This window comes from Superficieibacter sp. 1612_C1 (genome assembly GCF_015234305.1).
Lineage (GTDB): Bacteria > Pseudomonadota > Gammaproteobacteria > Enterobacterales > Enterobacteriaceae > Superficieibacter.
In genome coordinates, this window is sequence record NZ_JADGMI010000002.1 from 618,759 (window position 1) to 638,835 (window position 20,077).

Here is a 20,077-nt window from a genome sequence, read left to right on the forward strand (position 1 = left end):
CGTTAATCGTAGACTTGATAAACAGGAAAATGAATCATGGCACAAGTCATTAATACCAACAGCCTCTCGCTGATCACTCAGAACAACATCAACAAAAACCAGTCTGCACTGTCCAGCTCAATCGAGCGTCTGTCTTCTGGTCTGCGTATCAACAGCGCGAAAGACGATGCAGCGGGTCAGGCGATTGCTAACCGCTTCACCTCTAACATCAAAGGCCTGACCCAGGCTGCGCGTAACGCCAACGACGGTATCTCTCTGGCGCAGACCACTGAAGGTGCACTGTCTGAGATCAACAACAACTTACAGCGTGTACGTGAGCTGACCGTTCAGGCCACTACCGGTACTAACTCTGATTCCGACCTTTCTTCAATCCAGGACGAAATCAAATCCCGTCTGGACGAAATTAACCGTGTATCTGAACAGACCCAGTTCAACGGCGTAAGCGTGCTGTCAGGAGCAAAAGCTAAAATTGATGTTCAGGTTGGCGCTAACGACGGTCAGACAATTACTATTGACCTCCAGAAAATTGATAGTAAAGCCCTGGGTCTTGAAGGCTTCAACGTAAGCAAGGGCTTCGAGAAAGTTGGTGCATCAATATCAGGTAAAGATGGTGCTGATGATGTTACTGTTGCTAAAGCAAATATTGCTGATACTGCCGGTAAAGCAGTTGAGCTTTACTCCTATACTGATACCTCGAATGAAACACAGTATGCTACCAAAGATGCTGATGGTAATTTTGTAAAAGCAACCGTTGCTTTCACGAAAGCAGATAATACTGATCCAGATGCTCCTGTTGCTGCAAAAGCGGTCGTAACAGTTGGGACTGACGCGGTAGATGATAACAAAAATGCTCCGACTACATCTCCACTGGCAGCGCTGGACGACGCGATTTCTCAGGTCGACAAATTCCGTTCTTCTCTGGGTGCCGTGCAGAACCGTCTGGATTCCGCCGTTACCAACCTGAACAACACCACTACCAACCTGTCTGAAGCGCAGTCCCGTATTCAGGACGCTGACTATGCGACCGAAGTGTCGAACATGTCTAAAGCGCAGATCATCCAGCAGGCTGGTAACTCCGTGCTGTCCAAAGCTAACCAGGTACCACAGCAGATCCTGTCTCTGCTGCAGGGCTAATCGCCTCTCTGACCTGTCCAACCCCGCCTCGGCGGGGTTTTTTCACTGCTCCGATCTGCTGTAACTGCTAAATAACCCCCCATTTCACCCACTATTCATCCGATTAAAAGCCCTCCAGAAACGGATAATCATGCCGATAACTCATTAACGCAGGGCTGTTTATCGTGAACACACTCTATACCGCTGAAGGTGTAATGGATAAACACTCGCTATGGCAGCGTTATGTACCTCTGGTGCGTCATGAAGCATTACGCCTTCAGGTGCGCTTGCCAGCGAGCGTGGAACTGGACGATCTGATTCAGGCGGGTGGCATTGGGTTATTAAATGCCGTTGAACGATACGATGCTCTGCAAGGAACGGCATTTACAACTTACGCAGTGCAACGCATTCGCGGGGCGATGCTGGACGAATTGCGCAGTCGAGACTGGGTCCCGCGCAGCGTCCGTCGCAACGCGCGCGAAGTGGCGCAGGCAATGGGACAGCTGGAACAGCGGCTGGGACGTAACGCAACCGAAACCGAAGTTGCGCAGCATCTCAGCATACCGGTTGAAGATTATCGTCAGATGCTGCTGGATACCAATAATAGCCAGATCTTCTCGTGGGACGAGTATCACGAGGAGCATGGCGACGGTATTGAGCTGGTGTCAGACGAACATCAACGGGAAAATCCGCTGCAACAACTGCTGGACAGCAACCTGCGCCAGCGCGTGATGGAGGCCATTGAAGCCTTGCCGGAGCGCGAACAGCTGGTGCTGACGCTGTACTACCAGGAAGAGCTGAATCTTAAAGAGATCGGCGCGGTTCTGGAGGTCGGCGAGTCGCGCGTCAGCCAGTTGCACAGTCAGGCCATTAAACGTCTGAAGAGCCGCCTGGGTAAGTTATAGGTTAGTGGTGAATTCATCGCTCCTGAAAAGTGCCGCACAAGCAATGACAACCAGGAGTTATCATGACGGTGCAGCAAGCAAAAAGACGGCCTTTAAGCCGCTATTTGAAAGACTTTAAACACAGCCAGACGCATTGCGCCCATTGTCACAAACTGCTCGACCGCATCACGCTGGTCCGGCAGGGCGAAATCGTCAATAAAATAGCCATCTCCCGCCTCGATATGCTGATTGATGACGAGACCTGGCAGGTTGAACAACAAAAATGGGTCGCACTGTGCCGCTTCTGCGGCGACCTGCACTGCAAAACGCAGAGTGACTATTTTGATATCATCGGCTTTAAACAATACCTTTTTGATCACACCGAGATGAGCCACGGCACCGTGCGCGAATACGTGGTGCGCCTGCGCCGCCTTGGTACGCATCTGACCGAGCAAAATATATCCCGCACGCTGCTGGATGAAGGCTTCCCCGATGAAAACCTCGAACCCTGGTTGCCGACCACCAGCACCAACAACTACCGGATTGCCTTACGTAAGTATGTCCAGTTTCAGTCGCACCGCGCGTCGGCGGACAGAGAGGATCTCGCGCACGCTGAAGTTTGTGATATATATTAAAAGTGAATAAGTTGTAGCGCAAAGGTGCTGGCGATCCTGCGCTAACGCCTTACAATACAGTCAATTTTTCTCTGGTCGGGGCAATTATGAAACTAGCACTTCTGGGTCGTCAGGCGCTGATGGGCGTGATGGCAGTAGCATTGATGGCAGGCGTGAGCGCGAAAACCTTCGCCGACGAAGGCCTGCTGAATAAAGTGAAAGAGCGTGGCACGCTGCTGGTGGGCCTAGAAGGCACCTATCCGCCGTTCAGCTTTCAGGGCGATGACGGCAAGCTGACCGGCTTTGAAGTCGAATTTGCCGAACAGCTGGCGCAGCACCTGGGCGTCAAAGCGTCGCTGAAACCGACCAAATGGGACGGTATGCTGGCCTCGCTGGATTCCAAACGCATCGACGTGGTAATAAACCAGGTGACCATCTCCGACGAGCGTAAAAAGAAATATGACTTCTCCACGCCGTACACCGTTTCGGGTATTCAGGCGCTGGTGAAAAAAGGCAACGAAGGCAACATCAAATCTGCCGCCGATCTGAAAGGCAAAAAAGTCGGCGTGGGTCTGGGGACCAATTATGAAGAGTGGCTGCGCCAGAACGTGCAGGGCGTGGACATCCGTACTTATGATGACGATCCGACGAAATACCAGGATCTGCGCGTCGGCCGTATCGATGCCATTCTGGTTGACCGCCTGGCTGCGCTGGATCTGGTGAAGAAAACCAAAGATACGCTGGCCGTTGCTGGCGATGCGTTCTCCCGTCAGGAAGCCGGCGTTGCGGTACGTAAAGGCAACGAAGACCTGCTGAAGGCGGTGGATAGCGCCATTGCCGATATGCAGAAAGACGGCAGCCTGAAGGCGCTGTCTGAGAAATGGTTTGGCGCGGACGTGACCAAATAAGACCGCTCCGGGCAGAAAAAAGGCGCTGTTTACAGCGCCTTTTTTATTTCTCGCGCATAGCGTGCATAATAAAAAGAAATGAGTCAGGAGGTTGTATGTCGCTGCACAACTTAACGCGTTTTCCCCGTCTTGAACTGATCGGCGCACCGACGCCGCTGGAATACCTGCCGCGTTTCTCGGACTATCTCGGCCGGGAGATTTTTATCAAGCGGGACGACGTGACGCCAATGGCACTCGGCGGCAATAAACTGCGCAAGCTGGAGTTCCTTGCTGCCGACGCGCTGCGCGAAGGGGCGGATACCTTAATTACCGCTGGCGCGATCCAGTCAAACCACGTTCGCCAGACGGCGGCGGTGGCGGCGAAACTGGGTCTGCACTGCGTGGCGCTGCTGGAAAACCCGATTGGCACGACGGCCGAAAACTATCTCACCAACGGCAACCGTCTGTTGCTGGATCTGTTCGACGTGCAGATTGAAATGTGCGACGCGCTGGACAATCCCGACCAGCAGCTCGGCGAACTGGCGACCCGCCTCGAAGCGCAAGGTTTTCGGCCCTATGTTATTCCCGTGGGCGGTTCGAACGCGCTGGGCGCGTTAGGCTATGTGGAGAGCGCGCTGGAGATTGCACAGCAGTGCGAAGGCGCGGTGGCTATCTCTTCGGTGGTGGTGGCATCCGGGAGTGCGGGAACGCATGCCGGGCTGGCCGTTGGGCTGGAACAGCTTATGCCAGAAGCGGATTTAATCGGTGTGACAGTGTCACGTAAAGCGGCCGATCAATTGCCTAAAGTGATCGCCCTGCAACAGGCGGTGGCGCAGAGCCTGGAGCTGACCGCCACGGCTGAGATCCAGCTGTGGGATGACTATTTCGCGCCCGGCTATGGTTTGCCGACCGAAGAGGGGCTGGAAGCGGTTAAACTGCTGGCGAAGCTGGAAGGCATTCTGCTGGACCCGGTTTATACCGGCAAAGCCATGGCGGGGCTGATTGACGGCATTACCCGTCAACGCTTTAAGGACGACGGCCCGATTCTGTTTATTCATACTGGCGGTGCGCCTGCGCTCTTTGCCTACCATCCGCACGTCTAAGGCAGAGCAACGATAATGCAAGAGAGTCTCCAGTTGGTCCTCGATTCCGCGCCGTTCCTGCTGCGTGGCGCGGTATTTACCTTACAACTGAGTATTGGCGGGATGTTTTTCGGCCTGCTGCTGGGCTTTATCCTGGCGCTGATGCGGATGTCGCCCGTGCTGCCAGTACGCTGGCTGGCGCGTTTTTATATCTCCATTTTCCGCGGTACGCCGCTGATCGCCCAGCTATTTATGATCTACTATGGCCTGCCGCAGTTTGGCATTGAGCTGGATCCGATCCCGGCAGCCATGATCGGCCTGTCGTTAAATACCGCCGCCTATACTTCGGAAACCCTGCGCGCCGCGATCTCGTCTATTGATAAAGGCCAGTGGGAAGCCGCCGCCAGTATTGGTATGACGCCAGGGCAGACGCTGCGCCGGGCTATTTTACCGCAGGCTGCACGCGTGGCGCTGCCGCCGCTGAGTAACAGCTTTATCAGCCTGGTGAAAGATACCTCGCTGGCCGCAACCATTCAGGTGCCGGAACTGTTCCGCCAGGCGCAGCTTATCACCTCGCGTACGCTGGAAGTGTTTACCATGTACCTCGCAGCCTCGTTGATTTATTGGGTGATGGCGACGGCGCTTTCCGCCCTGCAAAACCACTTCGAGTATCGGTTAAACCGTCAGGAGCGCGATCCGAAATGAGTGCCATTGAAGTTAAAAATTTGCTGAAGAAATTCCACGGGCAAACGGTGCTGCACGGTATCGATCTCGACGTGGAAGAGGGCGAAGTCGTGGCTATTATCGGCCCCAGCGGCTCAGGGAAAACCACGCTACTACGCAGTATCAACTTGCTTGAGCAGCCCGAAGGCGGAACGATTCGGGTCGGCACGATCACTATCGATACTGCGCGCCCGCTGGGCCAGCAAAAAGAGAAGATCCGCTCGCTGCGCCAGCATGTCGGTTTTGTTTTTCAGAGCTTCAACCTGTTTCCGCATCGCACGGTGCTGGAAAATATTATTGAAGGTCCGGTCATCGTTAAAGGCGAAGACAGGCAGGAGGCCACGGCACGCGCCCGTCAGCTGCTGGAAAAAGTGGGATTGAACGGGAAAGAGAACAGCTTTCCAAAGCGTCTCTCCGGCGGACAGCAACAGCGCGTGGCAATTGCCAGGGCACTGGCGATGCGCCCGGATGTGATCCTCTTTGACGAACCAACCTCTGCACTGGATCCCGAACTGGTCGGCGAGGTGCTGAACACGATCCGCCAGCTGGCGCTTGAGAAGCGCACGATGGTCATCGTGACCCATGAAATGAGCTTTGCCCGCGACGTGGCGGATCGGGCGATTTTTATGGATCAGGGGCGCATCGTTGAGCAGGGGCCGGCAAAAACCCTGTTCACCGCGCCGCAACATCCGCGCACAAAGCAATTTCTGGAGAAGTTTCTTACCCGGTAATACCGCTCTGGCGCATTCATCACCCCTGTGGATGCGCCGCGCGTTATTTGAATATAAATTTAACTTAAGTGATGTTGGGTTATTACCGCTTCGTTTAAAACCCTTCCGCTAACCCAAAAAATCATAAAATACCGTGAGTTGGCTTTGTCTTATCGCCCTCTATTCCCCTGAGGACACGCTTTATTTGCGTATAATGCATATTTTATATTAATAAATAAGTTTTATGTGTTAGCTTGATGTATACATAATAATTATTGAAGTGCAGGGGAATTACTGGCAGTTATGAGGGAGAATGACTTTTTCGCGTGGCGGCGGGACGTGCTGTACCGTTTTCAATCGGCGACAGTGGCAGAGGAAGTTTATAATCTGCTGCAACAGCAAATTCAGTGGCTTGAATATGACTTTTTTTCGCTGTGTATCCGGCATCCGGTGCCCTTTACCCGGCCTAAAATATCGCTCCATGCAACCTACCCGGCGACCTGGCTGAAGCATTATCAGTCCGAGAACTATTTTGCGATTGATCCCGTATTAAAAACGGACAATTATCAACATGGCTGCGTGAACTGGAGTGATGAGTTGTTCTGCGAGGCGCTGAATCTCTGGGATGCGGCTCGCGACCACGGGTTGCGCGGCGGGATTACGCAGTGTGCCGTGTTACCGAACCGGGCCACTGGCTTCCTGTCAGTCGCTAATCAGCACGCGCATAATAAGAAGGTTAGCGACGATGAAACGGAGCTGCGCCTGAGGACCTTAATTGAGTTAAGTACCGAGGCATTGCTTCGCTTGAATGATGAACTCGTCGCCTCACCGGAGATGAAGTTTAGTAAGCGTGAACTGGAAATACTGAAGTGGACCGCCGAAGGCAAGACCTCCGCAGAGATCGCCATTATTCTCTCCATCTCGGAGAACACGGTGAATTTCCATCAGAAGAATATGCAGCGCAAATTCAATGCGCCTAATAAAACGCAAATCGCCTGCTATGCCGTGGCCATTGGTTTGATCTGAAAGACCTCACGTTCTGCGTGCCAGACGCAAAACCGGCTATGAGTTTTACTCTTAGCCGGTCTTCCTGCTACTGACGGTAAGCCTGTTTAATTTGCTTAACCGTATTCGAGTAGACCGCAGCCAGATTCTCATCATCGATCTGCGCGGTTTGTTTTTCCATTTTAAGGATTACGCGGCCTGCATCGGCCTGTCCCATCGCCTGTAGCATCAGCGTAAGCATCGCCTTCAGGCAAGAGACCTCCTGAGCCAGTTGTTGAGTACTGTCAGAAGTGGAAAAATCGGGTGCGCTCATTTATTTTCCTCGTGTGATTCCTGCGCGCTGGCGCGATGTTAAAAGTAAAGGCGGCGGAGTATATCACAAGCTGGGTCAAAAAATGCAGTGGTTGTTTTTTGTTCTGTTACCGGTAGGTATCCTGAATAACTAAAACGGGTATCAAGATTAAATGCGAGTATCCAATAATTGTTTTTTGTTCTCATTAGGTTAATTATTGTTAAGTATCTGGTTAAGTATTTTTCATGTTATAACGCCGAAGATGAAAAAAAGTCAGATTCAAAACCCCATTTCCGCCTTACGCCACGCCTTGTACAATGTTCAATGTTGAAAAACGCGAGCGAAATCTTATCGCCGGTGTTTTTTTGCATTTCATTGTTCAGCTAAAACCCGTTAATATACTCCCGATAAGTTGTCACTAGCGTTATCCCTTTTCAGGAGATTATTCCTTTGATCAACGTTTTTCTTGTTGATGATCACGAGCTGGTGCGCGCAGGGATACGACGCATTCTTGAAGATATTAAGGGCATAAAAGTTGTCGGCGAAGCCTGCTGTGGTGAGGATGCCGTCAAATGGTGTCGGGCTAATTCCGTTGATGTGGTATTGATGGATATGAATATGCCTGGCATCGGTGGCCTGGAGGCGACCCGCAAAATCGCCCGTGCAGCACCGGACACGAAAGTCATCATGCTCACTGTTCATACTGAAAACCCGCTACCTGCCAGAGTCATGCAGGCCGGCGCAGCGGGTTATCTGAGTAAGGGCGCGGCTCCGCAGGAAGTGGTCAGTGCTATCCGCTCCGTTTACTCCGGGCAGCGTTACATCGCCTCAGATATTGCGCAGCAAATGGCGCTCAGCCAAATCAAGCCAGAAAAGACGGAATCTCCGTTCGCCAGTTTGTCTGAACGTGAATTGCAGATTATGCTGATGATTACCAAAGGTCAGAAGGTCAATGAGATCTCAGAACAACTGAATCTCAGTCCTAAAACGGTGAACAGCTATCGTTATCGAATGTTTAGCAAATTGAACATTCATGGCGATGTCGAGTTGACGCACCTGGCAATCCGCCATGGCCTGTGTAATGCGGAGTCGTTAGCAAATCTGTGAGTGATGTGTTTGATTCAAAAGCCTTTCTGAAAACGGTAACCAGTCAACCCGGTGTCTATCGCATGTACGATGCCGGTGGTACCGTTATTTATGTTGGTAAAGCCAAAGACCTGAAGAAACGTCTGTCCAGCTACTTTCGTGGCAACCTTGCCTCACGGAAAACGGAAGCGCTGGTCGCGTTGATTGCGCAGATAGACGTTACGGTAACCCATACGGAAACCGAAGCGCTGCTGCTTGAGCATAACTACATCAAGCTTTACCAGCCTCGTTATAACGTTCTGCTACGTGACGATAAGTCATACCCGTTTATCTTTCTGAGTGGCGATACGCATCCGCGTCTGGCGACCCATCGCGGCGCGAAGCACGCCAAAGGTGAATACTTCGGCCCGTTTCCGAATGGCTACGCGGTGCGGGAAACCCTGGCGTTGCTGCAAAAGATTTTCCCCATCCGGCAATGTGAAAACAACGTCTACCGCAACCGCTCGCGTCCCTGCCTGCAATATCAAATTGGGCGCTGCCTCGGCCCGTGCGTCGAAGGGCTGGTAAGCGAAGAGAATTATGCGCAGCAGGTTGATTACGTCCGTCTGTTCCTGGCAGGCAAAGACGATCAGGTGTTGACGCAGCTGATCGCGCGGATGGAAAAAGCCAGTCAGAATCTGGACTTTGAAGAAGCCGGGCGCATACGCGACCAGATCCAGGCCGTGCGCCGGGTTACGGAAAAACAGTTTGTCTCCAACAACGGCGACGATCTCGATGTCATCGGCGTCTCCTTTGACGCAGGGATGGCCTGTATCCACGTGCTGTTTATTCGTCAGGGCAAAGTGCTGGGTAGCCGGAGCTACTTCCCCAAAGTGCCGGGAGGTACAGAGCTGAACGAAGTGGTGGAAACATTCGTTGGGCAGTTTTACCTGCAAGGGAGCCAGATGCGCACGTTGCCGGGCGAAATCCTGCTCGATTTTAATCTCAACGATAAAACCCTGCTGGAAGAGTCGCTGACTACGCTTGCCGGACGGCGGGTGAACGTGCAGACCAAACCACGCGGCGACCGCGCCCGCTACCTGAAGCTCGCGCGCACCAACGCGGCGACGGCGCTGACGACGAAGCTGGCGCAGCAGTCGACGGTGCATCAGCGGCTGGTGGCGCTGGCAACGCTGCTGAAACTGCCCGAGGTCAGACGAATGGAGTGCTTCGACATCAGTCATACGATGGGCGAGCAGACGGTCGCCTCCTGCGTAGTTTTTGACAGCAATGGCCCGCTGCGGGCGGAATACCGCCGTTACAATATTACCGGTATTACGCCGGGTGATGACTATGCCGCCATGAATCAGGTGCTGCGTCGTCGTTACGGCAAAGCGATTGAAGAGAGCAAAATTCCCGACGTGATCCTGATCGACGGGGGCAAAGGCCAGCTCGGTCAGGCGAAGACCGTGTTTTCAGAGCTGGACGTGGAGTGGGATAAACATCATCCCATTCTGCTCGGCGTTGCCAAAGGGACCGACCGTAAAGCCGGGCTGGAAACGCTGTTCTTCGAGCCGGAAGGGGAGGGATTCAGCCTGCCGCCGGACTCGCCAGCCCTGCATGTGATCCAGCATATCCGCGATGAATCTCACGATCACGCGATTAGCGGCCATCGAAAAAAACGCGCGAAAGTGAAAAATACCAGCTCGCTGGAAACGATCGAAGGTGTAGGACCCAAGCGGCGGCAGATGCTGCTAAAATACATGGGCGGTTTGCAAGGTTTGCAGAACGCAAGCGTTGAAGAGATCGCAAAAGTGCCGGGTATTTCGCAAGGACTGGCAGAAAAGATCTACTACTCGTTGAAACATTAGGTGCTCTGTAGCAACATAGGGCTAATTTTTACTGACAACAGATAGTTACCCGTCACTATGCAATTTAATATCCCTACGTTGCTTACTCTGTTTCGCGTTATTTTGATCCCTTTTTTCGTGCTGGCATTTTATCTGCCGTTCGTCTGGGCTCCCTTTGTTTGTGCGCTGATTTTCCTGATTGCGGCGGTGACGGACTGGTTTGACGGCTTTCTGGCCCGTCGCTGGAATCAAAGCACGCGCTTCGGTGCCTTTCTCGATCCGGTTGCCGATAAGGTGCTGGTGGCGATTGCGATGGTGCTGGTCGCCGAGCACTATCACAGCTGGTGGGTCACCTTACCGGCCGCGACGATGATCGCCCGTGAAATTATCATCTCTGCGCTGCGCGAATGGATGGCGGAGCTGGGCAAGCGCAGCAACGTGGCGGTATCCTGGATAGGCAAGGTGAAAACCACCGCGCAAATGGTGGCGCTGACCTGGCTGCTGTGGCGTCCTAACGAGTGGGTGACATGGGCCGGCATTGCACTGTTCTTCGTGGCGGCGGTGCTGACGCTGTGGTCGATGCTGCAATACCTGAACGCGGCCCGCGGCGATTTGCTCGAACCATGATCGTTTCGCCGTAAATTTCAGCAAACGATCCACCGTTGCAAAAAATATCGTTGACTCATCGCCTCAGGTAAGTAGAATGCAACGCATCGAACGGCAGCACTGAATGCCAGACGATAATAAAATCAAGTGATTATCTTACTTGATACTGCGGGAATAGCTCAGTTGGTAGAGCACGACCTTGCCAAGGTCGGGGTCGCGAGTTCGAGTCTCGTTTCCCGCTCCAGTTTAAAGCATCGGCAATTGCGGGTGTTACAGTAACAAAGGCGCGTTAGCAAAGCGGTTATGTAGCGGATTGCAAATCCGTCTAGTCCGGTTCGACTCCGGAACGCGCCTCCAATTTTTTCCCGCGCCCGGGTGGTGAAATCGGTAGACACAAGGGATTTAAAATCCCTCGGCGTTCGCGCTGTGCGGGTTCAAGTCCCGCCCCGGGCACCATGGGAAATTAGAAGAATAATCAAAGCAATAAGCAGTGTCGTGAAACCACCTTCGGGTGGTTTTTTTGTGGCCGCAATTTGTCCTTTATCAGACATTGATTTTGCCAGACGAAAGTGTAGTCTTGCTCGTCAGAACAGAAGCACATCTGAATGTCACCGTATACACATTGAGATGGTGTCGCCTCCGCTCCCGGAAGTAGCGGATTGAAATATGTCAGGGATGGTAGTCATGACCGAATTAACCTCGCCCGCTAAAAAAGCGAAAGGGCGCAAGCTGTATGCTTTTATTGCTTTAGGCGGTCTCGTGGCGCTTTCTGCCGCCGTCTGGGGATGGCAGCACTACGCACATGTTGCCGAAAAAACGCTGACGCCGCGGGTCGTGCAAACGAATTTGCAGATCGACCTGAACACGCCGGATGTGCTGATTGACAGCGATTCATTAAGCCAGCTTCCCCGGGATCTACTGACGATCCCTTTCCTGCATGATGTTCTCAGCGAAGACTTCGTTTTCTATTACCAGAACAATGCCGACCGCCTTGGAATTGAAGGCAGCCTCCGGCGCATTGTCTATGAGCATAACTTAACGCTTCAGGACAAACTGTTGACCTCGCTGCTCGATCAGCCTGCCGAGACGGCATTGTGGCATGATAAAAAAGGCCGCCTGTCGCACTATATGGTGCTGATTAAGCGTAGCGGGCTGAGCAGGCTGCTTGAGCCGGTGTTATTTGCGGCGACCAGCGACAAGCAGTTGAGTAAAACTGAAATCAGCGGCATCAAAATTAATAACGACACCGTTCCCGTGTATGAGCTGCGCTATAACGGCAATCGTTCTCTGCTCTTTGCAACTTATCAAGACAATATGCTGATTTTTTCCAGCAACGATATGTTGTTTAAAGGTGAAGAACAGGATGCGACGGCAACGGAAATCGCCCGTGGCCTGTTAAGCGGCGATAAACACTGGAATACCCAGTTTGGGCTGGAACCCCGCCAGCAATCCGCAGCCGGAACACAGCCAGTGCGCCAGCGGATTGTGGTCAGCGCCAATTTGCTGGGCTTTGGCTATCAACGTTTGATCCCGTCGTTTGCTGGCGTGCGCTTCGACATGTCAGCCGATGGCTGGCACAGCTGGCTGGCGCTCAATGATAAATCTGCCAGCACAGACTCCAGCTATGACTTCGCTCCTGTCTGGGCCGCGATGCCTTCAGGGGCCAGTTTTTGCGTCGCCGTACCGTATTCCCACGGTATTGCCGAACAGATGCTTGCCCGGTTAGGCGAGGAGCAAAAAAACCTGAGCGGGCTGCTCGATGGCGCTGGCGGACTGTGCTGGTATGAGGATTCCCGAGTCCAGAGCCCTTTATTTGTGGGCCAAATTAACGGTGGCGTTGAACGGGCGCAGCTTCCCGCCGCGCTGTTTGAAAAAGCCATTGGCGCGCGTGAAATCAATGCGCCGCAGGGCGTGATAGCAGTGAAGAAAACGCAATCGGGTTCTGCTACGCTCTGGCAGCGTGAGGTCAGCTCACGTTACGGCCAGTATCCGGCGGCGCAATCGACATCGCCTGAGCAACTGATGTCGGCCTCCTTCTTCCGCGTATCGCTGGCGATGCAGGCGCAAACCGTTTTATTTTCCCTCGACGACACGTTAGTCAACCAGGCGCTGCAAACGCTGAATAAAACGCGTTCGCCAATGGCCGATGTTATTCCCACCGGGAGCACGGTGCCGCTCTATATCAATCCTCAGGGCATGGCAAAACTGTTACGTCGCGAAACACTGGAGAGCCTGCCGAAGAACGTCGAACCGGTTTTCTTTAACGCCGCGCAAACGCTGCTGATGCCAAAACTCAACGCGTTAGCCGAACAGCCTCGTTACGCCATGTCGCTGGCTGATCCTGAACCAGGTGACGCCTGGCAGTGGCTACCGGTGACCTGGAAGGCTCTATGATCCGTCTGCTGGCAGCATGTTGCTGGCTGATTTCTACGATGGCGATGGCGGCGCAAACCGTCACGCTTGATGTCGGGCAGTCAGCGCTGTTTCGCTCCTGGTTTACGCGCATTGCGGAAGAACAACTGCGACAGGGTCCCAGTCCGCGCTGGTATCAGCAGGATTGTGCCGGGCTGGTGCGTTTTGCCGCCAACGAAGCATTGAAGCCGCATGACAGTCAATGGCTACGCAGCAACGGCTTTTCGAACCGCTTTTTGCCGCCGGAGATGACGCTGACGCCGCAGCAACGCCAACTGGCGCAGAACTGGGATCAGGGCAACGGTAAATCCGGCCCGTATGTAAATGCTATCAAATTGATCCAGTACAACAGCCGTTTTGTTGGCCGGGATATAAACCAGGCGCTGCCTGGCGATATGATTTTTTTTGATCAGGGCGACGATCAGCATTTGATGGTCTGGATGGGGCGTTACGTCATCTACCATACCGGAAGTGCTACCCACGCGGATAATGGAATGCGCGCCGTCAGTCTGCAACAACTCATGACATGGAACGATACCCGATGGATACCCAACGACTCCAATCCCAATTTCATTGGCGTTTATCGCTTAAATTTTCTGGCGCGATAAGCAGACAACCTTTTTCTCGCCTTTGCCTTCCACTGTTGATCGCGGCGGCGCTGGGATTGCCTCGCGCCTATGCCGGCGATGAGCTTCCCTCGAGCGGCTATTCATCGCCGACGGGAGACAGCTTTTTCTTACTGGCTGACAGCAGTTTTAGCAACGATGAAGAAGCCAAAGTCAGACTTGAAGCGCCCGGCCGCGATTACCAGCGCTACCGCATGGAAAACTATGGTGGGGCAGATATTCGCCTCTATCGTATCCCTGATCCGATGGACTTTCTGCGCCAGCAGAAAAACCTGCACCGCATTGTTGTTCAGCCGCAATACCTGGGGGACGGGCTGGCGAACACGCTCACTTTTTTGTGGGATAACTGGTACGGGAAATCACGTCGCGTCATGCAGCGTTCGTTTTCTGCGCAGTCTCGCCAGCAGGTGACGCAGGCGCTGCCGGAATTACAGATTGGCAATGCGTTAACGACGCCATCGCAGTACGTTCAGGTGAACCAGTTCTCACCATTGAAAAAATATCCGCTGGTTGAGCAGTTTCGTTATCCGCTCTGGGACGCGATCCCCATTCAGCCGCAGGATGGCGTCAGGCTGGAAGGATCGTCCAGTAACTTTATTTCAGCTCAGCCAGGTAACGTTTATATTCCGCTCGGTAAGCTCGAGCCGGGGCTTTATCTGGTCGAAGCGATGATCGGCAAGTATCGGGCAACCACGGTGGTTTTTGTGTCCAATACCGTGGCGCTAAGCAAAGTTTCCGGTAACGAACTATTAGCATGGACGGCGGGAAAAACTAACGGCGAGGCGAAGCCTGGGACTGATATTTTGTGGACTGATGGTCTGGGCGTATTAGCCAGCGGTAAGACGGACGCTGACGGCACCCTGCGGCTGAAACACCCTTCGCCGGAACGCTCGTATATTCTGGGTAAAGATGCTGAAGGCGGCGTCTTCGTCTCAGAGAACTTCTACTACGACAGTGAAATTTATAATACCCGACTGTATGTTTTTACCGACCGGCCACTCTACCGTGCGGGCGATCGGGTTGATGTAAAGGTGCTCGGGCGCGAATTCCACGACCCGTTGCACTCATCGGCTATCGTCAGCGCACCCGCGACCCTTTCCGTCATTGATGCTAATGGCAGCGTGCTGCAATCGCAGAAGATAATGCTTGATGGCGGCAAGGGGGGACAGGTAAGCCTTCGCCTGCCTGATAATGCGGTCTCTGGCGGTTATGAACTGCGTCTGGCCTATCGTAATCATCTTTACAGCAGCGCGTTCCGGGTGGCGAGCTACATCAAACCGCATTTCGACGTCGCGCTGACGCTGGATAAAAAAGAGTTTAAAACCGGGGAGGCGGTGAAAGGCCATCTGCAACTGCTTTATCCGGATGGTAAACCGGTAAAAAATGCCCGTATTCAGTTAAGCCTGCGATCTCAGCAACTGTCGATGGTTGGCAACGATCTCCGCTATGCCGGTCATTTCCCGATTGAACTTGCCAGCAGTGAGATGACCTCTGATGATGCCGGGCGAGTGGCGCTAAACTTGCCCGCAGCGGAAAAACCCAGCCGCTATCTGTTGACTATTTCAGCCAGTGACGGGGCGGCATATCGGGTGAATTCGACCAAAGAGATCCTGATTGAGCGCGGGCTGGCGAGCTATTCCCTGCAAACCGCGGCGCAGTTCAGCACGTCTGGAGACGATGTGGTTTTCCGCTATTCCGCGCTGACGTCAGAGAAGCAGAAGCCCGTGAAATATGAGTGGGTTCGCCTTGAAGATCGTGAAACCCAACGAGGACAAGTCGCAGCAGACGGAAAATCGTTCACCGTCCGGTTCGACAAGCCAAGTAACTACAACCTGACCTTACGTGATAAAGACGATTTAATCATCGGTGGTATCAGTCATACCGTCACCGGCCCTGGCAGCAAGGCGCAGAGCGGAGCCATTGATATTACACCGGATAAAACCCAGTATCAGCCGGGTGAAATCGCGAAGATACTCATTACCTTCCCCGAACCAGTACAGGAAGCGTTGTTAACGCTGGAGCGGGATAACGTTGAGAAACAGTCGCTGCTATCGCGCCCGGCAAACTGGCTGACGCTCCAGCGTCTGAATGATACCCAGTATGTCGCTCAGGTGCCGGTCGCTGAAGCCTTCGCGCCCAATACGACATTTTCCGTGCTTTATACGCGTCACGGACAGTACAGTTTCCAGAATGCGGGCATTAAAGTAGTGACGCCGCATCTGGATATTCAGGTGAAAACGGATAAAACCCACTACCAACCCGGTGAACTGGTCAATGTTGAATTGACGTCGCTGCTCAAAGGCAAACCGGTTTCCGCAACGCTGACGGTTGGCGTGGTGGATGAGATGATCTACGCGCTTCAGCCGGAGGTCGCGCCGGATATTGGCGCATTTTTCTACCCGCTGGGGCGCAATAACGTGCGCACCAGTTCCAGCTTATCGTTTATTAGCTACGATCAGGCGCTCTCCAGCGAACCTACAATGCCGGGTGCCACCAACCGTAGCGAACGGCGGGTGAAGATGCTCGAACGTCCGCGCCGCGAAGAGGTGGATACTGCGGCGTGGCTGCCCTCGCTGACGACGGATAAACAGGGCAAAGCGTACTTTACTTTCCTCATGCCGGACTCCCTGACCCGCTGGCGAATTACCGCCCGGGGGATGAACGCTGACGGCCTGGTAGGGCAACGCCGCGCCTTCCTGCGTTCAGAAAAAAATCTCTATATGAAATTGAGCATGCCGACGGTATTCCGGGAAGGCGATCAACCTGAGGCCGGGGTGTTTATTTTCAGCCAGCAGGATAACGCAGCCGTAGAACTGGTGACGCATTTTGCCGGACAGGAACAGCGTCAGCCGCTGACGCTCCATCAAGGGGCAAACTATATTCCACTGACCCAGCATTTTCAGCAGTCTGGCCTGTTCAACGCTGAACTGCTGCAAAACGGTCAGACCCAGGACAGCATCAGCACGACGCTGGACTTTATTGATAACGCCTGGCGGGTGGATGAACAAAAAAATGTGCTGTTAACTGGCGGGGATAATCTGCTGGATCTGCCGGAACATGCGCGCAGTATTCGCCTGCAAAGCAGTGATAGCGCCCAGGATATTTTCCGCAATAACCTTGATGAGCTTATCGACGAACCTTATGGCGGCGTGGTCAATACGGCCAGCCGTCTGATCCCATTAAGCCTGGCCTGGCGCTCGCTGCCCACTCATGACGGCGTAGCCGCCGACGATCTGCGGCAGATGATGCAAAGCAACCGTCTGCGTCTGATGCAACTGGCGGGACCGGGCGCGCGTTTTGCCTGGTGGGGAGGCAGTGAAGACAGCAGCGCGTTGCTGACCGCCTGGGCATGGTATGCCGACTGGCACGCCAGTCAGGCGCTGGGGGTCCCTCAATCAGCAGAATACTGGCAGCATATGCTGGATTGTTACGCCGAGCAGGCAAACGCCATGCCGCTACTGCATCGGGCGCTGGTGCTGGCCTGGGCACAGGAAATGGGGCTGCCGGTGAAGAGTCTGTTGAAAGGACTAGATGAAGCCGTTTCCCGCCGCCCGGAAGCGAGCGGCGCGCTACGGGCAGATGACGTGCGTGGCCCTGATGACAGTCTGATCCTCTGGCAACCGGAGTCGGCGCTCGGCGACGCGGTAGCGAGGGTGCTGACCACGACGCTGTTGAACAGGGCCGGATTAAGTTCAGTTGAGGGTCAGGAACAGCAGGAAAATGCGCTGCGTCTGGCTGCCGACAGCAATCAGCCGCTGGCCCGCACGGTCGTTCTGCTCAATGGCAAGGGTGATGCGAGTCAGGTGGCCGCCATTCTGCGCAGCTTAACCGCGCAGCAGTCGGGCATGGATCGCGCGCTGGCATTGACCTGGCTGACGACACTGATGCATTCGACCCCGGCGGTAACGCTCCCTGCACCCGCAGGCGCATGGGCGAAGCGCCATGCGGCGAATGGCAGCGAATACTGGCGCTGGACCGGGCAGGGCGTGCCGGACGTTATTTCATTACCGGATGATATCGCGACCCCACAGAATGTGCAGATCCGCTGGCGTGAACCGGCCAGTCTGGCGCGGCAACGTAATATTGCGGTGAAAGTCGAGCGTCAGTTATTCAAACTGGTGGCGGGTGAGGATGCGATGGACTTCACTTTGCAACCCGTCAGCGGCAATGAAATTGATAGCGACGCGCTGTACCTTGATGAAATTACGTTGATCAGCGAGCAGACATCACCGCTGCGTTATGGTCAGGTTGAGGTTCCGCTGCCGCCAGGTGCCGATGTGGAACGCACCACCTGGGGGATTTCCGTCCGCAAGCCGGGGACGAAAAATCAGCAGGGTGAGCCGCTGGAAAAAGCACGCAATGAAATGAGCGAGCTGGCGTATATGATCCCGGTGAATACGTTGACCGGAACCACCACCTTCCGCCATTTGCTGCGCTTTTCGCAAAAAGGGAAATTTGTCTTACCACCGGCTCGCTATGTGCGCAGTTACGCACCTGACCAGCAGAGCCTGGCATCCGGCACGGACTGGACTGAAATGCAGGTGAAATAAGTGAGGCTGGCGCACGCGATATGGCTACTTTGTCTCCTCCCTCTGTTGGCAACGGCAGAAGGAGCATCTCTGCGGCTGGCGCTTCGTGAGGCGGAGGGCGACCGGCTCTATACGTTAACCGAGGCGGGGGTAAGTCACGCCTCCGCGTTGCCGGAAGATACCGCTTCCCCGCTGGGAAGCATATGGAAACTGTATGTTTACGCCTGGCTGGAGGATACCCACCAGACGGAGCAGCCTTATCAATGTCAGGGACACGATCCCGAGGAGGTGTACTGCTGTCATCCCGGAGAAAACATTACCCGCGATACGGCGCTGGTCCGCTCATGCGGGCTTTACTTTGCTCCCTCGCGGTTACACATTGATGAAAGCGCATGGGATGCATACTGGCGACAGCACAATGCGCCGTCATGGGTGAGTTCACTGTCCTCACTCGGGCCGCAAACGCAGGTCAGCGTTAAAGCGCTGCTCGACTCATTAGCCGTATTGCCCGCGCAGCAAAAAGCCCGAAATGTATTGCTGGATGTGATGCTGGATAGTAGCAAAGAGGGGGTGGCCGCGCAGCTTGGCGGACGACTACGGGTAAAAACCTGGAGTTGGTTTGCCAGCGACAAGGCGCATTCCCGTGAGGGAGGATTCGCTGGCTGGTTGACGGACGGTACGCCCGTCTGGGCTGGCGGTAACGGTACCAGTAAAACGATACTGACGCGCTATGCCGCCATTCTTAATCAACTGCTGCCCGTGCCGTCAGATGTTGCCAGTGGTCAGTGCGTGCTGGTGGATATGTTTGCCCGCTATCCGGTGCAGTCGGTAACAAAAGAAAACACCACCCAAAGCGTTACCGCCGGTCCACTATCCGGACGCTATCGCGTGACGTTCAGCAATGGCAATCACCTTACTCTGGTGAGCAGCGGCGAGACCCTGCTCCAGACCGAAAACGGCACGCTGCGTCTTCAGGCGCACCTCGACCGCGAAGAGTATGTTGCCCGGGTACTGGATCGCGAGGCGGCAAGCACGCCGCTGGAAGCGGCAAAAGCGATGACCATCGTTATCCGTACCTGGTTACTGCAAAACGCGCAGCGCGAGGGCGACTGCCTGAGGATCGGCGACAGTAGCGCCAGCCAGCGCGTTTCACCTTCACCTGCCAGCCATGCGGCGCGTCAGGTCACGGCCTGGACACAGGATATGATCCTGGCGGGCGGGCCGGTAAATTATCACAGGGAACGCGCCGCTACGGGTCTGCTCTCATGGCAAAACGCACGCGAGCAGGCAGCGCAGGGAGAGCGCTTTGACGCGATCCTCTCTGCTGCCTTTCCTTATGCCAGTCTGAGCCGCTGGGACGATCCGCACTCCACCTGTCAGCCGATGCCTGAGGCAAAACGCTGGCTGATGACAAAACGGGAGCAGTGGCGCAGGCAACTGGATCTGGAACCTGGCTATAGCGAGCCGTCAAATTTTGCGGTTTGCAAACTGGTGTCAGGTTTTCCGTTTACCGACAGGCAGCAAAAGCGTCTGTATATTCGCAATTTTTTTACGCTACAGGACAGGCTTGATGTAACGCATGAGTACCTGCATCTGGCTTTCGACGGTTATCCCTCGGGACTGGATGAATCTTATGTGGAAAACCTGGCCCGTCATTTATTAATGGACTAATGCTATGC

The 20,077-nt window shown here is 54.3% G+C and carries 16 protein-coding genes and 3 tRNA genes; 18 read left to right on the plus strand and 1 reads right to left on the minus strand.

The genetic code is table 11. From position 1 onward, the window contains the following. Positions 1–36 precede the first annotated feature (36 nt). The 8 genes from INT84_RS09165 to sdiA all read left to right on the plus strand — a co-directional run bounded on the left by INT84_RS09165 (position 37) and on the right by sdiA (position 7,039). A complete protein-coding gene (locus INT84_RS09165; RefSeq protein ID WP_194206555.1) occupies positions 37–1,134 on the plus strand; it encodes a FliC/FljB family flagellin in 1,098 nt (365 codons plus the stop codon). A gap of 164 nt (positions 1,135–1,298) precedes the next feature. Beyond that, a complete protein-coding gene (locus INT84_RS09170; protein ID WP_194206556.1) occupies positions 1,299–2,018 on the plus strand; it encodes an RNA polymerase sigma factor FliA in 720 nt (239 codons plus the stop codon). 62 nt (positions 2,019–2,080) lie between these two features. After that, the gene (fliZ, locus tag INT84_RS09175; protein ID WP_194206557.1) at positions 2,081–2,632 is read left to right on the plus strand and encodes a flagella biosynthesis regulatory protein FliZ; all 552 of its coding nucleotides are present in this window, start codon (positions 2,081–2,083) and stop codon (positions 2,630–2,632) included. Positions 2,633–2,718: 86 nt separating this feature from the next. After that, entirely contained in the window at positions 2,719–3,519 is an 801-nt protein-coding gene (gene tcyJ / locus INT84_RS09180; protein WP_176918948.1) for a cystine ABC transporter substrate-binding protein, read from the plus strand. A gap of 95 nt (positions 3,520–3,614) precedes the next feature. After that, positions 3,615–4,601: a D-cysteine desulfhydrase gene (gene dcyD, locus INT84_RS09185; RefSeq protein WP_194206558.1), complete on the plus strand. Its 987-nt coding sequence runs from the start codon at positions 3,615–3,617 to the stop codon at positions 4,599–4,601. Positions 4,602–4,616: 15 nt separating this feature from the next. Then, positions 4,617–5,285, plus strand: coding sequence for a cystine ABC transporter permease (gene tcyL / locus INT84_RS09190; protein ID WP_176918946.1), 669 nt, complete (start codon positions 4,617–4,619; stop codon positions 5,283–5,285). Beyond that, a complete protein-coding gene (gene tcyN / locus INT84_RS09195) occupies positions 5,282–6,034 on the plus strand; it encodes an L-cystine ABC transporter ATP-binding protein TcyN (protein ID WP_194206559.1) in 753 nt (250 codons plus the stop codon). The genes tcyL and tcyN overlap by 4 nt, the downstream gene beginning before the upstream one ends. A gap of 282 nt (positions 6,035–6,316) precedes the next feature. After that, positions 6,317–7,039 (plus strand): transcriptional regulator SdiA, encoded by a 723-nt coding sequence (sdiA, locus tag INT84_RS09200; protein ID WP_194206560.1) that lies wholly within the window; start codon positions 6,317–6,319, stop codon positions 7,037–7,039. A 67-nt stretch (positions 7,040–7,106) separates the two neighbouring features. Here sdiA and INT84_RS09205 read toward each other — a convergent pair whose 3' ends face one another. Beyond that, positions 7,107–7,331: a DUF2594 family protein gene (locus INT84_RS09205; protein WP_176918943.1), complete on the minus strand. Its 225-nt coding sequence runs from the start codon at positions 7,329–7,331 to the stop codon at positions 7,107–7,109. Between the two features lie 429 nt (positions 7,332–7,760). Between INT84_RS09205 and uvrY the strand changes: the two genes are divergently transcribed. From uvrY to INT84_RS09255, 10 genes are all read left to right on the plus strand, one after another. Next, on the plus strand, positions 7,761–8,417 hold the full coding sequence (gene uvrY, locus INT84_RS09210) for a UvrY/SirA/GacA family response regulator transcription factor (RefSeq protein WP_103676199.1): 657 nt from the start codon (positions 7,761–7,763) through the stop codon (positions 8,415–8,417). Next, a complete protein-coding gene (gene uvrC, locus INT84_RS09215) occupies positions 8,414–10,246 on the plus strand; it encodes an excinuclease ABC subunit UvrC (protein WP_194206561.1) in 1,833 nt (610 codons plus the stop codon). The genes uvrY and uvrC overlap by 4 nt, the downstream gene beginning before the upstream one ends. A 57-nt stretch (positions 10,247–10,303) precedes the next feature. Next, entirely contained in the window at positions 10,304–10,852 is a 549-nt protein-coding gene (gene pgsA, locus INT84_RS09220) for a CDP-diacylglycerol--glycerol-3-phosphate 3-phosphatidyltransferase (RefSeq protein ID WP_194206562.1), read from the plus strand. 147 nt (positions 10,853–10,999) lie between these two features. Next, a tRNA-Gly gene (locus tag INT84_RS09225) sits at positions 11,000–11,075 on the plus strand. Positions 11,076–11,114: 39 nt separating this feature from the next. Then, positions 11,115–11,188, plus strand: a tRNA-Cys gene (locus tag INT84_RS09230). Between the two features lie 12 nt (positions 11,189–11,200). Further along, a tRNA-Leu gene (locus INT84_RS09235) sits at positions 11,201–11,287 on the plus strand. Between the two features lie 228 nt (positions 11,288–11,515). Continuing rightward, a complete protein-coding gene (locus tag INT84_RS09240) occupies positions 11,516–13,225 on the plus strand; it encodes a DUF2138 domain-containing protein (protein WP_194206563.1) in 1,710 nt (569 codons plus the stop codon). Further along, entirely contained in the window at positions 13,222–13,851 is a 630-nt protein-coding gene (locus INT84_RS09245) for a DUF1175 domain-containing protein (RefSeq protein ID WP_370529660.1), read from the plus strand. The genes INT84_RS09240 and INT84_RS09245 overlap by 4 nt, the downstream gene beginning before the upstream one ends. After that, positions 13,785–18,419, plus strand: a complete 4,635-nt coding sequence (locus tag INT84_RS09250; protein ID WP_370529648.1) for an alpha-2-macroglobulin — start codon at positions 13,785–13,787, stop codon at positions 18,417–18,419. The genes INT84_RS09245 and INT84_RS09250 overlap by 67 nt, the downstream gene beginning before the upstream one ends. Then, entirely contained in the window at positions 18,420–20,069 is a 1,650-nt protein-coding gene (locus tag INT84_RS09255; RefSeq protein WP_370529649.1) for a DUF2300 domain-containing protein, read from the plus strand. Positions 20,070–20,077 lie beyond the last annotated feature (8 nt).

What these genes read in the sequence shown, in the direction of transcription:
- INT84_RS09165 (WP_194206555.1), top strand. Translation starts at nt 37, where the DNA reads ATGGCACAAGTCATTAATACCAACAGCCTCTCGCTGATCACTCAGAAC.
- fliZ (WP_194206557.1), top strand. Translation starts at nt 2,081, where the DNA reads ATGACGGTGCAGCAAGCAAAAAGACGGCCTTTAAGCCGCTATTTGAAA.
- tcyJ (WP_176918948.1), top strand. Translation starts at nt 2,719, where the DNA reads ATGAAACTAGCACTTCTGGGTCGTCAGGCGCTGATGGGCGTGATGGCA.
- dcyD (WP_194206558.1), top strand. Translation starts at nt 3,615, where the DNA reads ATGTCGCTGCACAACTTAACGCGTTTTCCCCGTCTTGAACTGATCGGC.
- tcyL (WP_176918946.1), top strand. Translation starts at nt 4,617, where the DNA reads ATGCAAGAGAGTCTCCAGTTGGTCCTCGATTCCGCGCCGTTCCTGCTG.
- tcyN (WP_194206559.1), top strand. Translation starts at nt 5,282, where the DNA reads ATGAGTGCCATTGAAGTTAAAAATTTGCTGAAGAAATTCCACGGGCAA.
- sdiA (WP_194206560.1), top strand. Translation starts at nt 6,317, where the DNA reads ATGAGGGAGAATGACTTTTTCGCGTGGCGGCGGGACGTGCTGTACCGT.
- INT84_RS09205 (WP_176918943.1), bottom strand. Translation starts at nt 7,331, where the DNA reads ATGAGCGCACCCGATTTTTCCACTTCTGACAGTACTCAACAACTGGCT.
- pgsA (WP_194206562.1), top strand. Translation starts at nt 10,304, where the DNA reads ATGCAATTTAATATCCCTACGTTGCTTACTCTGTTTCGCGTTATTTTG.
- INT84_RS09240 (WP_194206563.1), top strand. Translation starts at nt 11,516, where the DNA reads ATGACCGAATTAACCTCGCCCGCTAAAAAAGCGAAAGGGCGCAAGCTG.
- INT84_RS09245 (WP_370529660.1), top strand. Translation starts at nt 13,222, where the DNA reads ATGATCCGTCTGCTGGCAGCATGTTGCTGGCTGATTTCTACGATGGCG.
- INT84_RS09250 (WP_370529648.1), top strand. Translation starts at nt 13,785, where the DNA reads ATGGATACCCAACGACTCCAATCCCAATTTCATTGGCGTTTATCGCTT.